Source organism: Paenibacillus jamilae (assembly GCF_050482105.1).
Classification (GTDB): Bacteria; Bacillota; Bacilli; order Paenibacillales; family Paenibacillaceae; genus Paenibacillus; species Paenibacillus jamilae_B.
The window spans coordinates 175911-196339 of the sequence record NZ_JBCNHI010000014.1; the positions used below are offsets into that span (position 1 = coordinate 175911).

18 protein-coding genes are annotated in these 20429 nt (G+C 48.0%); all 18 read left to right on the top strand.

What is annotated here, in order from left to right; translation table 11 throughout:
- Complete coding sequence (gene hemC, locus ABEW32_RS12035) at positions 1-927, top strand: hydroxymethylbilane synthase (protein WP_430187982.1); 927 nt, start codon at positions 1-3, stop codon at positions 925-927.
- A 4-nt stretch (positions 928-931) separates the two neighbouring features.
- Entirely contained in the window at positions 932-2488 is a 1557-nt protein-coding gene (cobA, locus tag ABEW32_RS12040) for a uroporphyrinogen-III C-methyltransferase (RefSeq protein WP_430187984.1), read from the top strand.
- Positions 2489-2535: 47 nt separating this feature from the next.
- Complete coding sequence (gene hemB / locus ABEW32_RS12045; protein WP_430187986.1) at positions 2536-3534, top strand: porphobilinogen synthase; 999 nt, start codon at positions 2536-2538, stop codon at positions 3532-3534.
- Between the two features lie 31 nt (positions 3535-3565).
- Positions 3566-4870: a glutamate-1-semialdehyde 2,1-aminomutase gene (gene hemL / locus ABEW32_RS12050; RefSeq protein WP_430187988.1), complete on the top strand. Its 1305-nt coding sequence runs from the start codon at positions 3566-3568 to the stop codon at positions 4868-4870.
- Positions 4867-5790, top strand: a complete 924-nt coding sequence (locus ABEW32_RS12055; protein ID WP_430187990.1) for an RluA family pseudouridine synthase — start codon at positions 4867-4869, stop codon at positions 5788-5790. The genes hemL and ABEW32_RS12055 overlap by 4 nt, the downstream gene beginning before the upstream one ends.
- Positions 5791-5921: 131 nt before the next feature.
- Positions 5922-7253, top strand: a complete 1332-nt coding sequence (locus ABEW32_RS12060; RefSeq protein ID WP_430187991.1) for a LysM peptidoglycan-binding domain-containing protein — start codon at positions 5922-5924, stop codon at positions 7251-7253.
- Positions 7254-7688: 435 nt separating this feature from the next.
- On the top strand, positions 7689-10355 hold the full coding sequence (locus ABEW32_RS12065) for a valine--tRNA ligase (protein WP_430187992.1): 2667 nt from the start codon (positions 7689-7691) through the stop codon (positions 10353-10355).
- Between the two features lie 36 nt (positions 10356-10391).
- The gene (locus tag ABEW32_RS12070; RefSeq protein WP_430187993.1) at positions 10392-11768 is read left to right on the top strand and encodes a bifunctional folylpolyglutamate synthase/dihydrofolate synthase; all 1377 of its coding nucleotides are present in this window, start codon (positions 10392-10394) and stop codon (positions 11766-11768) included.
- A gap of 6 nt (positions 11769-11774) precedes the next feature.
- Positions 11775-13154 carry a UDP-N-acetylmuramate--L-alanine ligase gene (murC, locus tag ABEW32_RS12075; RefSeq protein ID WP_058830530.1) on the top strand — a complete coding sequence of 460 codons (1380 nt, stop codon included), beginning with the start codon at positions 11775-11777 and terminating at the stop codon, positions 13152-13154.
- A gap of 162 nt (positions 13155-13316) precedes the next feature.
- Positions 13317-14594 (top strand): SPOR domain-containing protein, encoded by a 1278-nt coding sequence (locus ABEW32_RS12080; RefSeq protein WP_430187994.1) that lies wholly within the window; start codon positions 13317-13319, stop codon positions 14592-14594.
- Positions 14595-14715: 121 nt separating this feature from the next.
- Complete coding sequence (locus ABEW32_RS12085) at positions 14716-14958, top strand: DUF4321 domain-containing protein (RefSeq protein ID WP_007431701.1); 243 nt, start codon at positions 14716-14718, stop codon at positions 14956-14958.
- Positions 14959-14980: 22 nt separating this feature from the next.
- Positions 14981-15589, top strand: a complete 609-nt coding sequence (locus tag ABEW32_RS12090) for a Maf family protein (protein WP_430187996.1) — start codon at positions 14981-14983, stop codon at positions 15587-15589.
- A gap of 14 nt (positions 15590-15603) precedes the next feature.
- Positions 15604-16296 carry a RadC family protein gene (gene radC / locus ABEW32_RS12095; protein WP_430187997.1) on the top strand — a complete coding sequence of 231 codons (693 nt, stop codon included), beginning with the start codon at positions 15604-15606 and terminating at the stop codon, positions 16294-16296.
- A 106-nt stretch (positions 16297-16402) separates the two neighbouring features.
- Entirely contained in the window at positions 16403-17437 is a 1035-nt protein-coding gene (locus tag ABEW32_RS12100; RefSeq protein ID WP_013311600.1) for a rod shape-determining protein, read from the top strand.
- 55 nt (positions 17438-17492) lie between these two features.
- Positions 17493-18314, top strand: coding sequence for a rod shape-determining protein MreC (gene mreC / locus ABEW32_RS12105; RefSeq protein ID WP_430187999.1), 822 nt, complete (start codon positions 17493-17495; stop codon positions 18312-18314).
- A complete protein-coding gene (gene mreD, locus ABEW32_RS12110; RefSeq protein WP_264217414.1) occupies positions 18314-18844 on the top strand; it encodes a rod shape-determining protein MreD in 531 nt (176 codons plus the stop codon). The genes mreC and mreD overlap by 1 nt, the downstream gene beginning before the upstream one ends.
- Before the next feature lie 82 nt (positions 18845-18926).
- The gene (gene minC / locus ABEW32_RS12115; RefSeq protein ID WP_430188001.1) at positions 18927-19589 is read left to right on the top strand and encodes a septum site-determining protein MinC; all 663 of its coding nucleotides are present in this window, start codon (positions 18927-18929) and stop codon (positions 19587-19589) included.
- A gap of 3 nt (positions 19590-19592) precedes the next feature.
- Complete coding sequence (gene minD, locus ABEW32_RS12120; RefSeq protein ID WP_013372668.1) at positions 19593-20390, top strand: septum site-determining protein MinD; 798 nt, start codon at positions 19593-19595, stop codon at positions 20388-20390.
- The last annotated feature ends 39 nt before the right edge of the window (positions 20391-20429 follow it).

Here is a 20429-nt window from a genome sequence, read left to right on the forward strand (position 1 = left end):
ATGCGAACAATTGTGGTAGGCAGCAGACAGAGCGCTCTGGCGTTAACTCAGACCGGGCATGTCATTGAGGATTTGAATGCACTGTGCGCGGAGCATGGATTGGATTTAGAATTTGTCGTCAAGAAAATCCTGACCAAGGGTGATCGCATATTGGATGTAACCTTGTCCAAAGTGGGTGGCAAAGGACTTTTTGTCAAAGAGATTGAACAGGCCATGCTGGCTGGTGAAATTGATATGGCAGTACATAGTATGAAGGATATGCCGTCCGAATTGCCAGAAGGCCTTGTCAACGGCGCTGTTCCGCACCGAGAAGACCCTCGTGATTGCCTGATCACATTGGGCGCCAAAAGTCTGGAGGATTTGCCTCCAGGAGCCAAGGTGGGCACGAGTAGTTTACGCAGAGCCAGTCAAATCAAGTCCATGCGACCTGATCTACAATTGGAGCCTGTACGCGGTAATATTGATTCCCGTCTGAAAAAGCTGGAGACAGAAGGCTTTGACGCCATCATTTTGGCGGCAGCAGGCTTGCACCGAATGGGCTGGAAAGACCGGATTACGTCCTATATACCGGTGGAAGCATGTTTGCCGGCAGTGGGGCAGGGAGCGCTCGGTATTGAATGTCGTGCGAGCGATGAAGAGCTATTGGCATTGCTGAAACTCTACAACCACCGAGATACTTCAGCCACGGTTGCGGCAGAACGAACCTTTTTAGGTGTGCTAAATGGGGGATGCCAAGTGCCAATCGGGGCTCATGCGGTCTGGGCTGGTCAAGAAATTAGCCTTACAGGGATGGTGGGCTCACCAGATGGTGAGGTCATTTTGAAGGAAACGCTCCAGGGAGATGATCCGCAGAAGCTGGGAGAAGCGGTGGCGGCCAGTTTGATAGCCAAAGGAGCGGAACAGATTCTGGCGCAAGTGAGGGGATAATGAAATGGTGGGTAAGGTATATTTAGTAGGTGCAGGACCCGGAGATGCGAGATTAATTACGGTCAAGGGTTGGGAGTGTATTCAACTGGGCGATGTCATTGTGTATGACAGACTGGCAAGCCCTCGCCTCTTGGGACTGATGAAGCCAGGGGCCCAAAAAATATATGTCGGCAAGCTGCCAGATCGTCACACCATGAAGCAAGAGGAAATTAATCAGCTACTGGTGGATTTAGCCCTGGAAGGAAAAACTGTCGTCCGGCTCAAGGGTGGAGATCCCACCATTTTTGGGCGAGTTGGAGAGGAAGCCGGGCTGCTGCGTAAACACGGCATTTCCTATGAAATCATACCTGGCATCACATCAGCCATCAGCGTGCCTGCCTATGCAGGTATTCCCGTTACCCATCGGGATATGGCCTCGTCGCTGTCTATCATTACAGGTCATGAAAGTCCGGACAAACTTGATAAAAGTATTCATTGGGATAAAGTAACGAACGCAACGGGTACACTGATCTTTATGATGGGTGTAGCGAAGATCGGCTATATTAGCGATCAGCTGATAAAGCACGGTAAGCCATCTGATACTCCAGTTGCTTTGATACGCTGGGGAACCCGCGCCGAGCAAGATACGCTAGTGGGTACGCTGGCGGATATTGAAGCCAAGGTGAAGGCAGCGAATTTTCAACCACCCGCTGTCATCGTTGTCGGAGAAGTAGTCAATCAGCGTGAACAGTTAAAATGGGCAGAGGATATGCCCTTGTTTGGAAAACGGATTTTGGTTACTCGCGCGCGCGCGCAGGCCAGCAGTCTGGTTCACCGGATTGAGGAGCTTGGCGGTGAACCCTATGAATTCCCAGTTATCCAGACTGTTGTTCCTTCGGACGAGCCGATAAAACAGAAAATTAAAGAGGCATTTGTACGACTTCCTGAATATGACTGGGTGTTTTTTACTAGCGTTAACGGAGTGGAGTACTTTTTTACTCACTTAAAGGAACAGGGCAAGGATGTACGTTCCTTATACAAAGCTCGTATTGCCGCTGTTGGACCGGCTACGGCAGACGCGCTTAGGATGCACGGAATTGTAGCAGAACAGATCGAAGGGCCTTTTCAGGCAGAGGGATTGCTTGAGGCGTTTGAGCAGGATTTGCAAGCAGGGCAGAAGGTATTTCTTCCAAGAGGTGATCTCGCTCGCTCATGGTTGCCAGATCAGCTGAGGGAGATGGGACTGCATGTGACCGAGGCCGATTTGTATCAAACGGTGCTGGCGGCCAACACACAGGATGACGAGCTCCTCAAATTGCTTGAGGAGCGTGCCATTCACGCAATTACGTTTACCAGTTCCTCAACCGTAACCTTTTTTATGGAGGCACTTCGACAAATGGGGATCAATGATCCAGTGTCGCTGCTGGAGGGAGTTACAATTGCTGTGATCGGTCCCTTGACTGGTGAGACAGCAACCCAAGCTGGTCTGACTGTCAGTTTGATGTCAGAGAAGGCGACCATTGAAAGTTTAATTCAATCGCTATGTGACTGGAAACAATCAAGTACGGTTATGACATTATAAATTTTAATTTTTACAAATGAATGTATAAAAAATGGAGGTTTGTATTTATGAGTGTCCCTTTTAAAAGACATCGTCGTTTGCGCCAGTCAGCAGCCATCCGTAGCATGGTGCGTGAGACGGTATTGAATCCGGCTGATTTTATCCAACCGATCTATGTTACATTTGGCACTGGAGTGAAACAGGAGATCAGCTCTATGCCAGGTGTATACCGTTTTTCTCTGGATCGGCTGGAGGAAGAGTTGAAAGAAATTAGTGAGCTTGGCATTCCTGCTGTGCTCCTGTTTGGCATACCAGAAACCAAAGACAGTGTAGGGACTTCAGCTTTTGTGGACAATGGCATTGTTCAGGAAGCTACTCGTTTGATCAAGTCCCGTTATCCTGAACTGCTGGTCGTGGCAGATACTTGCTTGTGTGAGTTTACGGACCATGGACACTGCGGTATGGTACACATGCATGAGCATGATGGTGAAGTATGCGGTGAAGTATTGAATGATGAGTCTCTGGAGGTACTGGTACGTACAGCTGTTTCTCAGGCCAGAGCCGGTGCAGATATCATCGCTCCCTCCAATATGATGGACGGTTTTGTACAGGCAATTCGGCAGGGGCTCGATCTGGAAGGCTTTTCACATATTCCGATTATGTCGTATTCCGTCAAATATGCGTCTGCTTTTTATGGTCCTTTCCGGGAAGCTGCTGATTCTGCGCCGCAGTTTGGTGATCGCAAATCCTATCAGATGGACCCTGCCAATGCACGCGAGGCATTGCGAGAAGCGGAGTCTGACGTGCTGGAGGGTGCGGATATGCTGATGGTGAAGCCTTCCCTTTCTTATCTGGATGTAATGCGCACTATTAAAGATCAATTTGATTTGCCTATGGTGGCCTATAATGTCAGCGGTGAATATGCAATGGTCAAAGCGGCAGCCCTGCAAGGCTGGATTGATGAAAAAGCGATGGTGCTGGAGATTCTGACAAGCATGAAGCGTGCTGGCGCGGATATGATTATTACTTATTCTGCCAAGGATGCGGCAAGATGGTTGCAGCAATAAGTGTATTTTTCAAAAGACAGGAGCGATTATAATGATCGACGAACAACGAACGGTGCGCAAGGATACGCGTTCCAAAGCAGCCTTTGATGAAGCAAAACAATATATTCCGGGTGGCGTAAACAGTCCGGTTCGAGCTTTTAAATCCGTAGGCATAACGCCGGTATACATCGATCGTGGGGAAGGATCGCGTGTATATGATATCGACGGTCAATCCTATATAGATTATGTGTGTTCATGGGGACCGCTTATTATGGGCCATGCGCACCCCGAAGTGGTTAAAGCCTTACAGGCTGCTGTTGTAAAAGGAACCAGCTTCGGAGCCCCAACGTTGGCGGAAACGGAAATGGCCAAGCTCGTATGTGAGCGTGTTCCTTCCATGGACATTGTTCGAATGGTTAACTCGGGAACCGAAGCGACAATGAGTGCAATACGACTCGCGCGTGGATTTACGAAACGCAGCAAAATCCTTAAATTTGAAGGCTCTTATCACGGTCATGCGGACAGCTTGCTAATTAAAGCGGGCTCTGGTGTTGCGACATTAGGTCTGCCCGATAGTCCAGGTGTACCCGAAGTCGTAGCCACACATACAATCACCGTCCCTTACAATGATTTGGCGTCGGTGAAGCTGGCTTTTGAGAAATTTGGCGAAGAGATTGCTGCAATTATTGTCGAGCCGGTAGCTGGAAATATGGGAGTTGTACCGCCACAACCTGGATTTTTGGAAGGTTTGCGTGAGGTAACCCAACAGTACGGAAGTCTGCTGATTTTTGATGAAGTAATGACTGGATTCCGGGTGGGACTTCATTCCGCTCAGGGACGCTTTGGTGTGACACCGGATCTTACGTGTCTGGGCAAAGTAATTGGTGGTGGCCTGCCTGTAGGTGCTTACGGCGGACGTCGCGACATTCTAGAGCAAATCGCACCATCGGGTCCCATCTATCAAGCGGGTACGCTGAGCGGAAATCCGTTGGCTATGGCAGCAGGCTATTCGACACTTAAATTGCTGACACCAGAAGTATATGATCGCCTGGAAGAACGGGCAGCACGGCTGCAGGCTGGTTTCGAACGTAACGCGCGAGAGCTGGGGATTCCTGTCACGATCAACCGTGTAGGTTCTATGGTGTGCCCGTTCTTCACAGACGAGAAGGTTGTCAATTTCGACACTGCTAAAACGAGTAATCAGGACCACTTCCGCCGTTACTTTACTGAAATGGTGAATGAGGGCGTTAGTGTAGCTCCATCTCAATTTGAGGGTATGTTCGTATCAGGTGTGCATACCGTTGAGGATATTGATGCGACCATTGAAGCAAACTATCGCGCGCTCAAACGTCTATGAGCTGGAAAGGCAGCTGGAAAAGAAGAGGACCGTGGCTGGAAATTACACCAGGGCAAGAAATTGTAGCCGATGAAAATCACATTGAGCTTGTAGATCGCACTGAAGCTGTGGATCACTGGTTACTAAACCGTCTGGGTTTACCGGACAAGCTGTGGCGCAGGCTACGGCATGAAAAAGGGATTGAACTTACAGGGGACCGGCTGCGGCTGGCCCTTTTTCCTGTAGTGGACCTTGGCATTATTCCGCGTTGGTATGATTTGAAGATACTATACGAGGATGATTTTTGTTTGGTCGTACACAAACCAGCGGGGATGGCAGTCCATCCAGACGGTGGTGTAAAGGATGGTCCACTGACGTTGGATCATGCTGTCGCATCCTACTATGAAATCAACAACATCCATACAGCAGTGCGGCATGTGCATCGTCTGGATGTGGATACGACAGGCCCGGTGCTATATGCCAAAAATGAATTTGCATTGCTCAAGCTGGACGAACAAATGAGGGCAAAGGACATCGGTCGTCGTTATGTAGCTTTGGTACGAGGGAAAGTGCCTCCATCGTTGCGGACGTTGGATTGGCCGATTGGCAAGGACAGGCATCATAAACAGCGCCGCCGTGTATCTCCAACCGGACAGAAGGCGGTTACCCATGTGGAAGTTGGGGAAGTATGGGGGAGCGGCCCAAGTGCGGTCAGTCTTGTGTATTTGACGCTGGAGACAGGTCGGACGCACCAGATACGCGTGCACCTTAGTCATGCTGGCTATCCATTGCTTGGGGACGTATTATACGGCGGTCGTGCTGCTGACTTTGGCAGGCAGGCCCTCCACGGAGAGCGCCTCACCTTCTGTCATCCGCTGAGCGGCGAAACGATAAACGTGGATGATGCTTGGCCGGATGATTTTCAAAAGCTGCACAAATAGCTATAAAAGATGGCATGCCTTCTATTTTGGCGCATATACTTGAACCTAGAAACGGTTTGCAATATGGAGTTTCCGTGCGCCTGACACGAGTCAGAGGATGTGCGGAGGCTGCCCAAAGGAGGATGCCATCCTTGAATAAACAACAGAATGATCAGCCGCAAGGCTTGCGTTTTGATATTTATGAACGCATTCATTTGACGGAGGAAGCTGCCGGGATTGCCGAGTTGGAGGAAATTGAGCTTCTGCCACGCATTCAGGTTGTAACCCACGGCGACCATGCCGCTTTGCGAGGGCATTTGCTGCTGGAGGGCGTGTACCGCACACCTGAACAGATCACGAGCGAACTCCATCATCTAATCCCTGTGGAAATTACCATTCCGCTGAATCGGGTAGGAAGATTGGAAGATATCTCTGTAGAGATTGAAAATTTTGATGTGGACCTGCTCTCTTTACGCAGTCTAAACATTACTGGCGTTCTTTCTTTGCATGGGGTGGAAAGCTCGCACGCAGAGGAGACGGCGGTTTGGCTGGATGAGGAATTTACTGTGGTGCATGCGCCTGAGCATCCAGCTTCATCCCCTTCTGGCGATGGTGAGCATCGCTACGAAGAGACCTATTCTACCCAAGATGCGGCAATCAACAGCATTACAGATTCGGAAGCTTTATACACAGTACCAGCACAACAGGAGTCAGCTTACTGGGAGCTGTCGCCAGAGGCCCAAGGGGAGGAAAAGTCATCATCGGAGCAGCAAGCTTATGATCCGATAGTAGACCCGAACCGATTTTATGAGCCGTGGACGGGAAAAGCAGTTGAAGACAGTTCTTCCGAAGGGAAGCATGAGCAGGGGGCGCCGCAAGTGTGGGGGATTCATCAAGAGGAAATAGGGACGGAAGGAAATGAGCCCAAAATATCCTCTGCATCTCCTAATGTAGCATACGACCCTTTGTTGTCTGAGCCGCATTCTGATACAGATTCGGAGGTTTATTTGGAGCCGCAGTTGGAAGCAAGTCAGGGGAATGACTTTGACTTCAGGCCTGAGGCGTCAGAACAGGTAAACCATGAAGTCCATGATACCTTTACTGAGGAAAAGCCAGAGATGCGCGTGGCGCTTAACAGTAAAAAGGATGAAGGAGCAGACGAGCCGGACCCGGTTGTCTACTCATCATTGCTTCAATCCAGTCGTTCGGTGAAGGAAGCGGAACACCAGCAGCAGTTGGAACATGAACCGCAAGATCAGGATCAGAAAGCCGACGAAGAGCGTGAGGACGCCAAGTGGAAAAACCTTTTTTTTCATACACAGGATGAAACGCCTTTCCGCAAAGTGCGGTTATGCATTGTACAACGCGAGGATACACTGGAAACGATAGCAGACCGCTATCAGCTCAGTACTCGGGAGCTTCAATTGTATAACAGATTGGCAGAGCATCATGTGGAGGAAGGGCAGGTATTGTACATCCCTTGATCCAGTTGCTGAAACATGCAGCGAAGTGCTGACTATCGTCAATGAGAAATGGGTGTTGACTATAGTCAATGGGAAATGTATGATGTGGTATAGTTAATGAAAGACTGAGATCGGGAAGAGTAGGCAGCAAGCCCTTCAGAGAGTGGAATTGCAGCGCTGTGAGGTTCCGCAGGAAGCTACTGGCCGAAGTCACCCGGGAGTCGCCTGTTTGAACGGTTCCTCATTTCATTCCTACGGAAAGTAAGAGGTTCACGGTAGAATAAGGCCGGTCCGCAACCGTTATCTGCATAAAGTGTCACACCATGTGTAATGGATCAGGGGATACATACACTAGGGGTGAAACAAAGGTGGTACCGCGAGAGAACAGCCTTTCGTCCTTTGAGGATGAAGGGCTTTTTTTATTTGCCAAATGAAAAATCATGGAGGTATCCTGATATGTCAGAACAAGACAACAAGACAACCTTGGAAATGCCAACGACGTACGATCCCAAATCAGCAGAAAAAAAGTGGTACAAAACGTGGATGGAGAAGGGCTATTTCCGTGCCGGGCAACATCCAGAGGCAGAGCCTTTTACAATCGTTATTCCACCACCAAATGTTACGGGTATGTTGCATATTGGACATGCTCTTGACTTTACTTTGCAGGATATTATTATCCGCGCCAAGCGGATGCAGGGTTATGATGCCTTGTGGTTGCCAGGGGCAGACCACGCAGGTATTGCTACTCAAACCAAAGTAGAGCAGAAGCTGCGTGAAGAAGGTCTGACTCGCTATGATTTGGGCCGTGAGAAGTTTTTGGAGAAAGTGTGGGAGTGGAAGGATCTTTATCTGGACAACATCCATAATCAATGGGAGAAAATGGGCTTTTCTCTCGATTATTCTCGTGAACGTTTTACATTGGATGAGGGACTGTCCAAAGCGGTACGCGAAGTATTCGTTAAACTGTACAAAAAGGGTCTGATTTATCGCGGTAAACGCATCATTAACTGGGACCCTGCTGCACGTACTGCACTGTCGGATATTGAGGTAGAATACAAAGAGGTGAACGGAAATCTGTATCACCTGCAATATCCTTTAAAAGACGGTAGCGGATTTATTACTGTAGCTACTACACGCCCTGAAACGATGCTGGGCGATACAGCTGTAGCTGTACATCCGGAGGATGAACGCTACAAGCAAATGATCGGCAAAACGCTTGTGCTTCCAATCATCGGGCGCGAAATTCCGGTTATAGCGGATGACTACGTGGATAAGGATTTCGGTAGCGGCGCGGTTAAAATCACACCGGCTCACGATCCGAATGACTTTGAAATGGGGCAACGTCACCAGCTACCACAAATTACGGTGATGGACGAGACGGGGACGATGAATGCTGAAGCAGGCAAATATCAGGGAATGGATCGCAGTGATTGCCGTAAGCAAATCGTCGCTGATTTGAAGGAACAGGGCGTACTGATTCGCATTGAAGAGCATGTGCACCAGGTAGGTCACAGTGAGCGTACAGGGGTAGTTGTAGAACCTTATCTGTCCACGCAATGGTTCGTGGAAATGAAGCCGCTGGCAGCTAAGGCGATTGAAGCACAGAAGACGGGCAACGGTGTAAACTTTGTGCCGGATCGTTTTGAGCGTACTTATCTGCATTGGATTGAAAATGTGCGTGATTGGTGTATTTCCCGTCAATTATGGTGGGGACACCGTATCCCGGCTTGGTACGATGAGGAAACCGGAGAAGTGATTGTATCGGCGGAGGACCCTACAACTTTGCCTGAATATGCTGGCAGAAAGCTCAAACAGGATGAGGATGTACTCGATACTTGGTTCAGCTCTGCTTTGTGGCCGTTTTCGACTCTGGGTTGGCCTGAGCAGACAGAGGATCTCAAACGCTATTATCCGACGAATGTTCTAGTTACAGGCTACGACATTATTTATTTCTGGGTATCGCGTATGATTTTTACTGCGCTGGAGTTTACTGAAGAAATTCCGTTCAAGGACGTACTTATGCACGGTCTGGTTCGTGATGCGGACGGAAGAAAGATGTCCAAATCTCTGGGCAATGGTGTTGATCCGCTCGACGTAATTGACCAATATGGTACAGATGCTATGCGTTATATGATCTCCACCAGCAGCACACCAGGACAAGACCTGCGTTTCCGCTGGGAACGCGTGGAGCAGGCGCGCAACTTTGCCAATAAAATTTGGAATGCATCACGTTTTGCGCTGATGAATCTAGAAGGCGTCACTGCGGCAGATATAGACATTACTGGTGACTTAAGCACCGTTGATCGTTGGATACTGCATCGTCTAAACGAAACTTCACGCGACATCACGCGTCTAATAGATGCTTATGAATTTGGCGAGACAGGCCGCCTTCTGTATAACTTTATTTGGGATGATTTGTGCGACTGGTACATTGAGTTTGCGAAGCTTTCCCTATATGGCGAAAATGCAGAGGCGAAAAAGAAAACACAATCCGTACTTGCATATGTATTGGATCGGACACTACGCATGATTCATCCGTTCATGCCGTTTATCTCCGAAGAAATATGGCAGCATCTTCCGCATGAAGGCGAAACGATTACATTGGCAGCTTGGCCTGCTTACGATCCTGCTTTCGAGGATCAGGATGCGGTCGCTGAAATGAATTTGCTGATCGACGTGATTCGCGCTGTACGCAATATCCGCGCTGAAGTCAACGTGCCGATGAGTAAAAAAGTTGAATTGCTCATAAAACCTGGCGATCAAGCCGTTCTTGATATTATTAACCGCAATGGGGAGTATGTGCGCCGATTCTGTAATACGTCTGAATTCGACGCAGGATTAGAGTTCACCGCTCCAGATAAAGCCATGACATCTATAGTTAGCGGCGCAGAGCTATACCTGCCGTTAGCCGGACTGCTAGATATTGCCCAGGAAATTAGCAGACTGGAAAAAGAACTTCAGCATTTGAACAGTGAAGTGGAGCGCGTGGAGAAAAAGCTCTCTAACCAAGGCTTCGTGGCGAAGGCACCAGCCAAAGTCATCGAGGAAGAGAAGGCCAAGCAAGCCGATTACTCAGATAAGCGCGCCAAAGTTATCGCACGTATTGAAGAACTCAAAGGATAATTTCACTCACAATAAAATGACCTGAAGGTGAAGAGGATGTCAGATACGATCAGGGGCGGCGACATAGCTCCTTTACAAAGTTATGATGAGGCAGTGGAATGGATTAACGGGTTAATCCCGTTTGGCATTAGACCTGGACTTGAACGAATCGAACTGCTGATGAGTAGGCTGGGTGATCCACAACGACATTTGAAATTTGTGCATATTGCAGGAACCAACGGTAAGGGCTCGACTTGTGCCTTTTTAACCTCTGTGCTACTGAAATGTGGATACGATGTCGGAACCTTTACTTCTCCGTACATCACCCGATTTACAAACCGTTTTCAGTTCAACGGGACTGATATTCCAGATGAAACGCTGGTTTCGCTCGCCAATCGCCTATATCCGTTGGTGAAAGAAATCGCAGATAGTGAATTGGGATCACCTACGATGTTTGAGGTTTCCACAGCATTGGCTATTTTGTACTATGCTACGGTAGCTTTTCCAGATGTTGTGGTATGGGAAACAGGTCTCGGGGGAAGGATGGATGTAACTAATATCGTGAGTCCTATCGTCTCGGTCATTACGAATGTCGGCTATGACCATACGGATATTTTGGGAGATACACTGGAACAGATTGCAAGAGAAAAGGCTGGGATCATCAAACCGGGTGTACCTGTCGTCAGTTGTGTTTCTCAGCCCGAGGCTATTCAGGTCATACGTGAAACGGCGTCCAAGCAAGGAGCTGCCTTGTATCTGGGAGGAGAACAATTTACGTATGAACGGCTAAACGGGAATGAAACAGGTCAGACCTTTTCATTCGCGGGGCCCTTCCGACATATGGAAATCGACATCACGTTGTTAGGCGAACATCAATGTTCTAATGCGGCAGGAGCTATGATGGCACTTGAAGTCCTACGTCAGTATATGGCATTTGTGTTAGATGATGCGGATCTGCTGGAGGGCTTTAGGCAAGCTGCCTGGGCAGGGCGTCTCGAACAAGTCAGTACCTCTCCGAGGATTGTCCTTGATGGGGCCCATAATCCAGAGGGAGCACAGACGCTGGCCAAGAGTCTCCCACAAGTGTATTCGTACAAAAAATTGGTTTTAATGATGGGGATGCTTTCAAACAAGCATCATGAAGCATACTTGCAGCATATACTGCCACTAGTGGATACTCTTATTCTGACCGAGCCCGATTTTCGCCGCAAAATGAATGCCGCTGATTTGGCTCATCTCGTGGAGAAGCTGCGGCCGTCTTATGCCAAAACGGATTTAAAAATTATTGTAGAAGGTGACTGGAAAAAGGCTTTAGGCCTGCTTCAGTCACATACGGAAGCGGATGATCTGGGGGTGGTGTCCGGCACGCTATACCTTATTGCGGATGTACGGGCTACCCTTATGTATCAAACCGATTCGGAAAAAGGTTGGTGAAATTTGTTGATTACTTCGGAACATGTTCATTTTATCGGTATCGGCGGCTACGGGATGAGCGCGATTGCTCGGGTCATGCTGGAGATGGGTTATACCGTGACTGGCTCAGATGTGGCATCACAGGAGCTGACAGAAAAACTGGCGGCAAAAGGCGCAAAAATATATATTGGACACACGCCTGAACATATTGCAGGCGCGGATATCGTCGTCTATTCCACAGCATTGTCACGTGACAATGTAGAGCGGGTGGCAGCGGAGGAACTGAATATTCCGACACTGCACCGTTCGCAGATGCTGGCTCGCTTACTTAACGAACGTAAGGGAATAGCGGTTGCGGGTGCGCACGGGAAAACGACAACCTCTTCTATGATCGCTCTGGTTATGGAGAGATGTAACGTTGACCCAACGTATATTATCGGCGGCGAAATCACGAATTTGGGAACGAACGCCAAAGCGGGTAAAAGCGAGTTTGTCGTTGCCGAGGCGGATGAGAGCGATGGCTCTTTCCTGCAATATCACCCTTGGCAGGGTATCGTAACCAATATTGAAGCGGATCATTTGGAAAATTACGATGGCGATTTTAACCGTCTGAAAAGTGCTTACGTACAGTTTTTGAGCCAAATTCGGCCGGATGGAGCAGCTATTGTATGCGCCGATGATCAGAACATCCGAGAAATGTTGCCTCAGCTCCAAACTCGGGTTATTACTTACGGGGTAGAGCATGAAGCGGATTACATGGCGACAGATATCCAATTAGGTGACCGCCGATTAAGCTTTACAATGAGCCGTAAGGGAACAGCGCTCGGAACGATTGAATTATCTGTACCGGGTAAACATAACATGTATAATGCGATGGCTACTGTGATTTCATGTTTGGAAGCAGGAATTCCATTTGATCAAATTGCCGCAACTATTGTGGAATTTCACGGAGCGAAACGTCGCTTTCAGGTGCTAGGTGAAGGCAATGACATTTTGATTATTGATGACTATGCGCATCACCCAACAGAGATTGAGGCTACGATCAGTGCAGCGAGAGCGACTGGCAAGCGTATTATTGCCGTGTTCCAGCCACAACGCTACAGTCGTACCTTCTTCCTGCTGGATGCGTTCAGCCGTGCGTTTAGCGAGGCAAATGAAGTTATCATTACCGATATATATTCACCAGCGGGAGAAAAACAGATTGAAGGTGTGCATTCTTCCAAACTTGTGGATTTAATTGTCCAAAACAGCAATGCAAATGCAATCTATTTACCGACCAAAGAAGCCGTGATCGAGGAGTTGAAAGATCGGTTGCAACCAGGCGATCTTGTGCTGACGATGGGAGCAGGAGATATTTGGAAAGCCGGAGATGCATTAGCGCGTCATCTTCGCGGACAACAAGTGTAATACGTATACAGGGCTATTACACCAATGAATTATAGGTTTGAGGGGTATTCCGAACACGGATGTGTTTCGGGATACCCTTTTTTTGTAATGCAGACGCATATTCTCTCAGCTTGGCTCATACAACAAACTATGAGGAGTATGGGACAAGGAGGGAGTGCATCCATGAACAAGGCCAAGATGACATTCCGGTTCGACCAACAGTTGCCGGAGACAAGCCGGGAGGAAAAGCAACAGGTGCTTCCGTACAAAAATCCGACGTTTACGAACGGGCAGCGTGACACGATTAGAGATATGGAGTTATATCATGATGATGAGCCTTTTCAAGCGGAGAACCAGCGTAAAGGAATGGAACGGACTAGTAGTATGGAGAAGCATACTCGAACTACACAACATTCAGACCCCAGTAAACCTGAAGAGACGAATAAACGGGTTGTAAGTCGGCGTTTTACTCCAACATTGAGGGTCCAGGAGGGATGGGACGACCCTTTTGGTCGTTCGGCCGCTTCCTGGTCAGATGCGGATGTTCTACCAGAAAGTCTGGATGAGGACGAGATTGATGATGAGAAAGCTTATTATTCTGGTCAAGAGTATAGAAAACGTCCGCCTCACCCTTCCAGATGGAGATTAATCGGGTCTGTAGCCAGTGCGTTGGTGACTGGGGGCATGTTTGGCTATATTCTGTTGTTACTGTTTAATGGAGGCAGTATAGTCCCGGGATCCGCTTCTTCGGCTGAGGAAGCCGTGCCTGTTTTTAAAGAATCTGTTGATGTCGATACAACGTCTACAAAAGAGAATTCCGCCCCTGTCACGGTTGTAGCAGCTCAAGTGCCACCACAAACCTATTACTTGCTGCAATACGGAGTTTTCAGTACTCCGGAGCGGGCTTTACAGGCAAAGGAAGAACTGTTGAAGGCGGGCATTGCAGCTGGAGGGGATAGCGAGGATCAAAACCGGGTATATGCAGGAATATCGCCGGATAGGGAGCAAGCCAAGTTGCTCAGCAATCAATTGAAGACACAAGGAGTGGAGCTGTATGTCCGCGAGCTCCAATTGCCCGGATTCGAAAAAGCGGCTTACGGAGGCAATAGTGATAAACTTACTGCCTTTTTTCAGTTAAGCAGCTCATTAGTGGGGAAGCTGACTGGACTCTCATCAAATTTGCTCAGAGAAGAAGCTTCAAATGCAGTGCCAGCCTCCGAACTGAACGAACTGAACAACCTGCATCAGCAGTGGACACAAAATGTTGCTGCACTTCCCACCGGTCTGCCAAAGGAAGCGGCTGCCTCCGCGACCTCGCTTGAAAAGGCGATGAACAGTGCAGTCTCTGCACTTGGGGAATATAACAAGAATACAGCCAAGGAACACATTTGGGAGATTCAATCCTCCATGATGGAATATGTTTTGCGTGAGAAGGAATTTATCCAATTCATAAAACAATAGACTAAGCATACTTTCCGGCAAGGAACTGGAAATAGTTCCCCATGCCGGATTTCTGTTTGTATTGCAGTACAAATCACCGTATAATAATGAAGGTGTCAAAAAATGGCGAGGGAAGATCGGGATGAAAAAAAATGTAGGAATGCTTATACTGTTTTTGTTGCTCGGTTGGCTTTTGGGTGCCTGGATTGCTAAGGCCCTTCAATCGTTCAAAGTCCTTTCCTTTCTGACCCACCCCACTACGATATCCTGGTCGCCGAGAGCGGATCTGGATATTATCAGCTACAACATAACGATAAATTTTGAATTGAGCCTGCTTAGTCTGATCGGCATCATCGCCGCGTTCTGGCTGTATCGCAGGCTCTAACTGATGAAAAGGAGCTTCCCTTATGGACGGGAAAATTACGCCCCGCATTATTCTGGCATCGACTTCACCAAGAAGGAAGGAGTTACTTTCATATTTGAGACTCCCCTTTGAGGTGGTGCCGAGTCATGCGGATGAAAGCACGCCTGAGAGCTGGACGCCTCAGCAAATCGTGGAGACCCTTGCGGCCCGCAAAGCCGAAGCGGTCGTGCGCGGCGTCGCGCAATCCGAGGAAGCTGGATTGGTGATTGGCAGCGATACGATTGTCGTGCTGGAGGATTCGGTATTGGGCAAGCCTGCCGATCATGCAGATGCAGTTCGCATGTTGACAGCATTGCAGGGAAGAACACACCGTGTGTACACCGGGGTAGCCTGCATACATACCGGTACTGGCAAAATGCTTGTTAGACATCGCCAAACGGAGGTCACGATGAAGCCTCTAAGCCAAGAGCAAATTGTGGCATACGTTAATACTGGTGAACCGTCTGACAAAGCAGGATCGTATGGCATTCAAGGCATGGGTGCTACGTTGGTGGAATCTATTCAGGGTTGTTATTTTAACGTCGTAGGATTGCCGCTTTCCTTGCTATCGGACATGCTGTCCGATTTTGGAGTGAATGTGCTGCGTCCATAAAAGGGGATAAACATATGCTGGAGTCGCCAGTACTGATGCTTCGCGACCTCCCCCATGAAGAACGACCAAGAGAGCGCATGATGACATATGGGGCGGACGCCTTGAGCAACGCGGAGTTGCTAGCAATACTACTGCGTACAGGAACACAAAGTGAATCATCTGTGCATTTAGCGCAGCGTATTTTGCAGCAGGCAGGGAATTTGCGTCAACTGGTGGATATGAGTCTGAGCGAGTTGACCCAGATTAAGGGCATTGGAAATGCTAAAGCGATACAGCTAAAGGCGAGTATCGAGTTGGGTCGTCGATTAGCATTGTCACGCCATTTGGAGACCCCGAAGATTAGTTGCCCGCGGGATGTGGCAGATTTATTGTTTGAGCAGCTTCGTTATTTACAGAAAGAGCATTTTGTGTGCCTGTTTCTAAATACCAAAAACCATGTCATTGCTCAGGAAACACTATCTATGGGTAGCCTGAATTCCGCCATCGTGCATCCTCGTGAAGTATTTCGGGCTGCAATCAAATGCAGCAGTGCTTCGATTATTTGCGCTCATAACCATCCGAGCGGTGATCCGAAGCCAAGCCCGGAAGATGTCCAGTTGACTCGCCGCCTGATGGAAGCGGGCAACATAGTGGGTATCGACGTGCTTGATCATATTGTGATCGGGGACGGGACCTTTGTAAGTTTGAAGGAGCAAGGTCTGATATAATATAATATTTAAATCAAACATTTAAACACGACCGGTTAAACCGGCCTGAATAAACCGTTTATACAGGGATAACAGATTTCAGGGAAGAGAAAAGGAGATTAACATCATGCTGGGTGGCTTTACAAAAGATTTAGGAATTGACTTGGGGACGGCAAACACGCTTGTATACGTAAGAGGAAAAGGAATCGTAGTTCGTGAACCATCTGTAGTCGCTTTGCGTACAGATACAAAAACCATTGAAGCTGTTGGGGAATCCGCTAAAAAAATGATTGGCCGCACACCAGGGAATATCCGTGCAATTCGTCCAATGAAGGATGGAGTCATTGCTGATTTTGATACGACAGCAACAATGATTAAATATTTCATCCGTCAGGCGCAAGCACAACGTTCTTTGTTTCCACGCCATCCGAACGTGATGGTTTGCGTGCCTTCGGGCATTACTGCAGTGGAGCAGCGTGCTGTTGAAGATGCGACCAAGCAAGCAGGCGCAAGAGAAGCGTACACGATTGAAGAGCCGTTTGCAGCGGCAATTGGCGCTGATCTGCCAGTATGGGAGCCTACGGGTAGTATGGTTGTCGATATCGGTGGAGGTACAACCGAAGTTGCAGTCATCTCCCTAGGAGGGATCGTAACAAGTCGTTCTGTACGTGTGGCTGGCGATGAAATGGACGAGTCCATCATTCAATATGTGAAGCGTCAATACAATCTGATGATTGGTGAACGGACTTCTGAGCAGCTGAAAATGGAAGTTGGTTCAGCTATGCCGTTAGAGCAAGTAGAAACATCGGAAATCCGCGGACGCGATCTGGTAACAGGTTTGCCGAAGACAATTACAATTACCTCCGATGAAATTAGCGAAGCTTTATCGGATACAGTTAATGCGATCGTGGACGCAGTTAAAGTAACATTGGAAAAATGCCCTCCCGAGTTGGCGGCGGATATCATGGATAGAGGAATCGTGCTGACTGGTGGTGGAGCACTACTGCGCAACCTGGATAAGCTGTTGGCAGGCGAGACTGGAATGCCGGTGATCGTAGCGGAAAATCCTCTGGATTGTGTGGCAATCGGTACGGGTAGAGCACTGGAAAATATCCATTTGTTCAAATCGCGCAGCAGTTCTGCCGTCCGTTCCAAACGTTGAATCGGGGGTGTAGGAACTGTTTAAGCTGTTTGGCAATAAAAGACTATTTGTTCTATTGATCGGAATCGTTCTGTTTATTGCCCTTATGGGGATTACACTTGGACAGAGAAGTTCCTTAACCTGGCCCGAGAAGTTCGCCAGAGATTCAATTGGCTTTGTGCAAGGTATCTTTTACAGGCCCGCTTCAGCAATAGCGGGCTTCTTTAAAGATATTGGTAATATGCGTAGTATCTACGAAGAAAATGAACGTTTAAAAATAGCCGTGGCAAAGCTGACCCGGGACCAGATTCAGACTCATAATTATGTTGAAACAAATGCCAGATTACAGAATGAACTGAAGTTCACTCAAACGCAAAAGGCAAAAAATAATTATGATTATCGTGTTGCTCAAGTGAACAGTGTTAGCAATGATTCCAAAACGCTTGTGATTGATATTGGTGAGAAGGACGGAGCCAAGGTTGGTCAGGAGGTCAGTTCACTTGAAGGATTTGTAGGGGTCATTAGCCGCACGGGGAATTTTACGTCCACCGTTACGCTGTTGACTACATTGGACCCTAAAAATCCGAATTCTTATGCCATTGCAGCGACAGTCTTGGGTAAGGAAAATCAATCGTTTGGTATGATTGAAAGCTATGATCCGGGTACGAACAGATTTCAAATGACTCGCATTGAAGAAAAAGATCCAATCGCTAAGGGCGATCAGATTATTACGTCTGGTGCAGGCGGGAAGTTCCGTAAAAACCTAATGATTGGAACAGTGGAGAAAATTCAGGTTGGAGAGTTCGGTCAAACACGGACAGCGATTATTAAACCGGCAGCAAGTTTTGTGGATTGGAAAGAGCTGCTCGTTCTCTACACTCCTGAGGTACCGGAATAATGAAGATGCGCGGTCAGGTTCTAATACTGCTGCTGTTTGTACTGTTTATAGCTGAAGGAACGATTCTTCCATGGCTCCTCCCGGATAGCTGGCATTCGAGAATGGTCCCTAATTTTGTGTATGTCGTAATTTTGTTTGTATCTGTGTATCACAGCCGTCATACAGCATTGGTGCTAGGTATTGTATTTGGACTTATTCATGACGTAGTGTACTACGGGTTTATCATTGGCCCTTATTCTTTTGCAATGGGGTTGTCTGCATACTTATTAGGGCTTGTGTTTACAGCTAGACGTGCACCGATGCCCATTATGATGGCGGCCGTGTTGATTGGTAGCTTCCTGCTGGATTCGATGCTTTTTGCTATTGATCAACTGTTCCAGCTGAATCATCAGACTTTCAATTGGGCACTTGCTCAGTATATGATTCCTGATTTGTTTATCCATTTTCTGTTCGCCCTCATCATTTATGTCCCCGTTCGCAAGCAATTGCAGCGTTTGGGTACCCGTGTGAAAAAGGAAGAGACTGTCTAGGTCTTTTTACACACATTTTGTCCGGGTTAGCAGGGATTTGACGTCCCGGGGACGAAATGATTGAGATAGGAGGGACAGGCTAATGGCGGTGAAATCGAATCATGTCACGATTAAAGGCATCAAAGATGGCCTGGTATTCCTGCTGGACGATCAATGCGAGTTTGAGGATTTGCTGGGTGAACTGCGTTTTAAGCTGGAGCACAGTCATCAAAATATTTTAACAGGCCCGATCATTCATGTGGATATTAAGCTGGGAAGTCGGGAAGTAACTGAGGAACAGAAGGAAAGTATTCTGGAGATTTTGAAGCAGAAGGGGAATCTGCTTATCAGGTCTGTAGAATCCCCCGGATTGCCTGCAGTAGTGCAGGGCAAGCCCCCTATTCACACGGTGACAGGGATTGTCCGTTCAGGACAAGTGCTTCATCACAATGGAAACTTGCTCTTTTTGGGAGATGTGAACCCGGGTGGAATTATTACTTGTACCGGTGATATTTATGTCCTCGGCGCTCTGCGGGGCATGGCGCATGCAGGGATGGAGGGAAATAGTGAAGCGATTATCGCGGCCTCCTATTTTGCACCAACACAGCTGCGAATTTCTGAAATGATCAGTCGTCCACCAGATGAATGGGAGACGCGTGAATCCGGTATGGAATTTGCGTATCTCAAGGATGGCGCTATGCAAATAGATAAAATGAGCAATATTGTGCGTCTGGGCCGCGATTTTAACGTGTTCAAAGGGGTGTAGCACATGGGAGAGGCTATCGTCGTCACTTCAGGAAAAGGCGGCGTCGGCAAAACGACGACGTCAGCCAATATAGGAACAGCGCTTGCATTGCTCGGCAAAAAGGTGTGTTTGGTGGATACGGACATCGGTTTGCGTAATCTAGACGTTGTAATGGGTCTGGAAAACCGAATCATTTATGACCTTGTTGATGTAGCAGAAGGTCGTTGCCGTCTGAATCAGGCACTGGTTAAGGACAAGCGTTTTGAAGAGTTATATATGTTGCCTGCTGCTCAAACAAAGGATAAGAGTGCTGTTACGCCGGAGCAGGTCAAAGATATTATTTTGGAGCTTAAAAAGGATTTTGAATATATATTGATCGACTGTCCTGCGGGTATTGAGCAAGGCTTTAAAAATGCCATTGCCGGTGCGGATCAGGCCATTGTTGTGACTACTCCAGAAAATGCTGCTGTACGCGATGCAGATCGGGTAATTGGTCTACTGGAAAGTTCACATGTGATATCACCTAAGTTGGTGGTTAACCGCATTCGCAACAGTATGGTTAAATCCGGAGATATGTTAGATATTGATGGAATTTTACAGGTACTCAGCATAGACCTTATCGGAATTGTGCCGGATGATGAAATGGTAATTAAAGCAGCTAATACTGGAGAGCCTACTGTTATGAATCCTGATGCACAGGCAGCGATTGCCTATCGGAACATTGCAAGACGGATCTTGGGCGATACTGTGCCTCTGATGCAGCTGGACCAAAAGAAGAGTGTAATGACACGCTTTAAGAAGTTTTTTGGTATGGGCGGATAAGGAAAACGGGGAGTAATGCTAGTAGTAGTTGCTTGACCC

Coding starts and splice junctions, on each gene's coding strand:
- ABEW32_RS12085 (WP_007431701.1), top strand. CDS start 14,716: ATGAAAAAAAATGTAGGAATGCTTATACTGTTTTTGTTGCTCGGTTGG.
- radC (WP_430187997.1), top strand. CDS start 15,604: ATGCTGGAGTCGCCAGTACTGATGCTTCGCGACCTCCCCCATGAAGAA.
- hemC (WP_430187982.1), top strand. CDS start 1: ATGCGAACAATTGTGGTAGGCAGCAGACAGAGCGCTCTGGCGTTAACT.
- ABEW32_RS12080 (WP_430187994.1), top strand. CDS start 13,317: ATGAACAAGGCCAAGATGACATTCCGGTTCGACCAACAGTTGCCGGAG.
- minC (WP_430188001.1), top strand. CDS start 18,927: ATGGCGGTGAAATCGAATCATGTCACGATTAAAGGCATCAAAGATGGC.
- ABEW32_RS12065 (WP_430187992.1), top strand. CDS start 7,689: ATGTCAGAACAAGACAACAAGACAACCTTGGAAATGCCAACGACGTAC.
- ABEW32_RS12055 (WP_430187990.1), top strand. CDS start 4,867: ATGAGCTGGAAAGGCAGCTGGAAAAGAAGAGGACCGTGGCTGGAAATT.
- cobA (WP_430187984.1), top strand. CDS start 932: ATGGTGGGTAAGGTATATTTAGTAGGTGCAGGACCCGGAGATGCGAGA.
- ABEW32_RS12090 (WP_430187996.1), top strand. CDS start 14,981: ATGGACGGGAAAATTACGCCCCGCATTATTCTGGCATCGACTTCACCA.
- hemB (WP_430187986.1), top strand. CDS start 2,536: ATGAGTGTCCCTTTTAAAAGACATCGTCGTTTGCGCCAGTCAGCAGCC.
- ABEW32_RS12070 (WP_430187993.1), top strand. CDS start 10,392: ATGTCAGATACGATCAGGGGCGGCGACATAGCTCCTTTACAAAGTTAT.
- hemL (WP_430187988.1), top strand. CDS start 3,566: ATGATCGACGAACAACGAACGGTGCGCAAGGATACGCGTTCCAAAGCA.
- mreD (WP_264217414.1), top strand. CDS start 18,314: ATGAAGATGCGCGGTCAGGTTCTAATACTGCTGCTGTTTGTACTGTTT.
- ABEW32_RS12100 (WP_013311600.1), top strand. CDS start 16,403: ATGCTGGGTGGCTTTACAAAAGATTTAGGAATTGACTTGGGGACGGCA.
- minD (WP_013372668.1), top strand. CDS start 19,593: ATGGGAGAGGCTATCGTCGTCACTTCAGGAAAAGGCGGCGTCGGCAAA.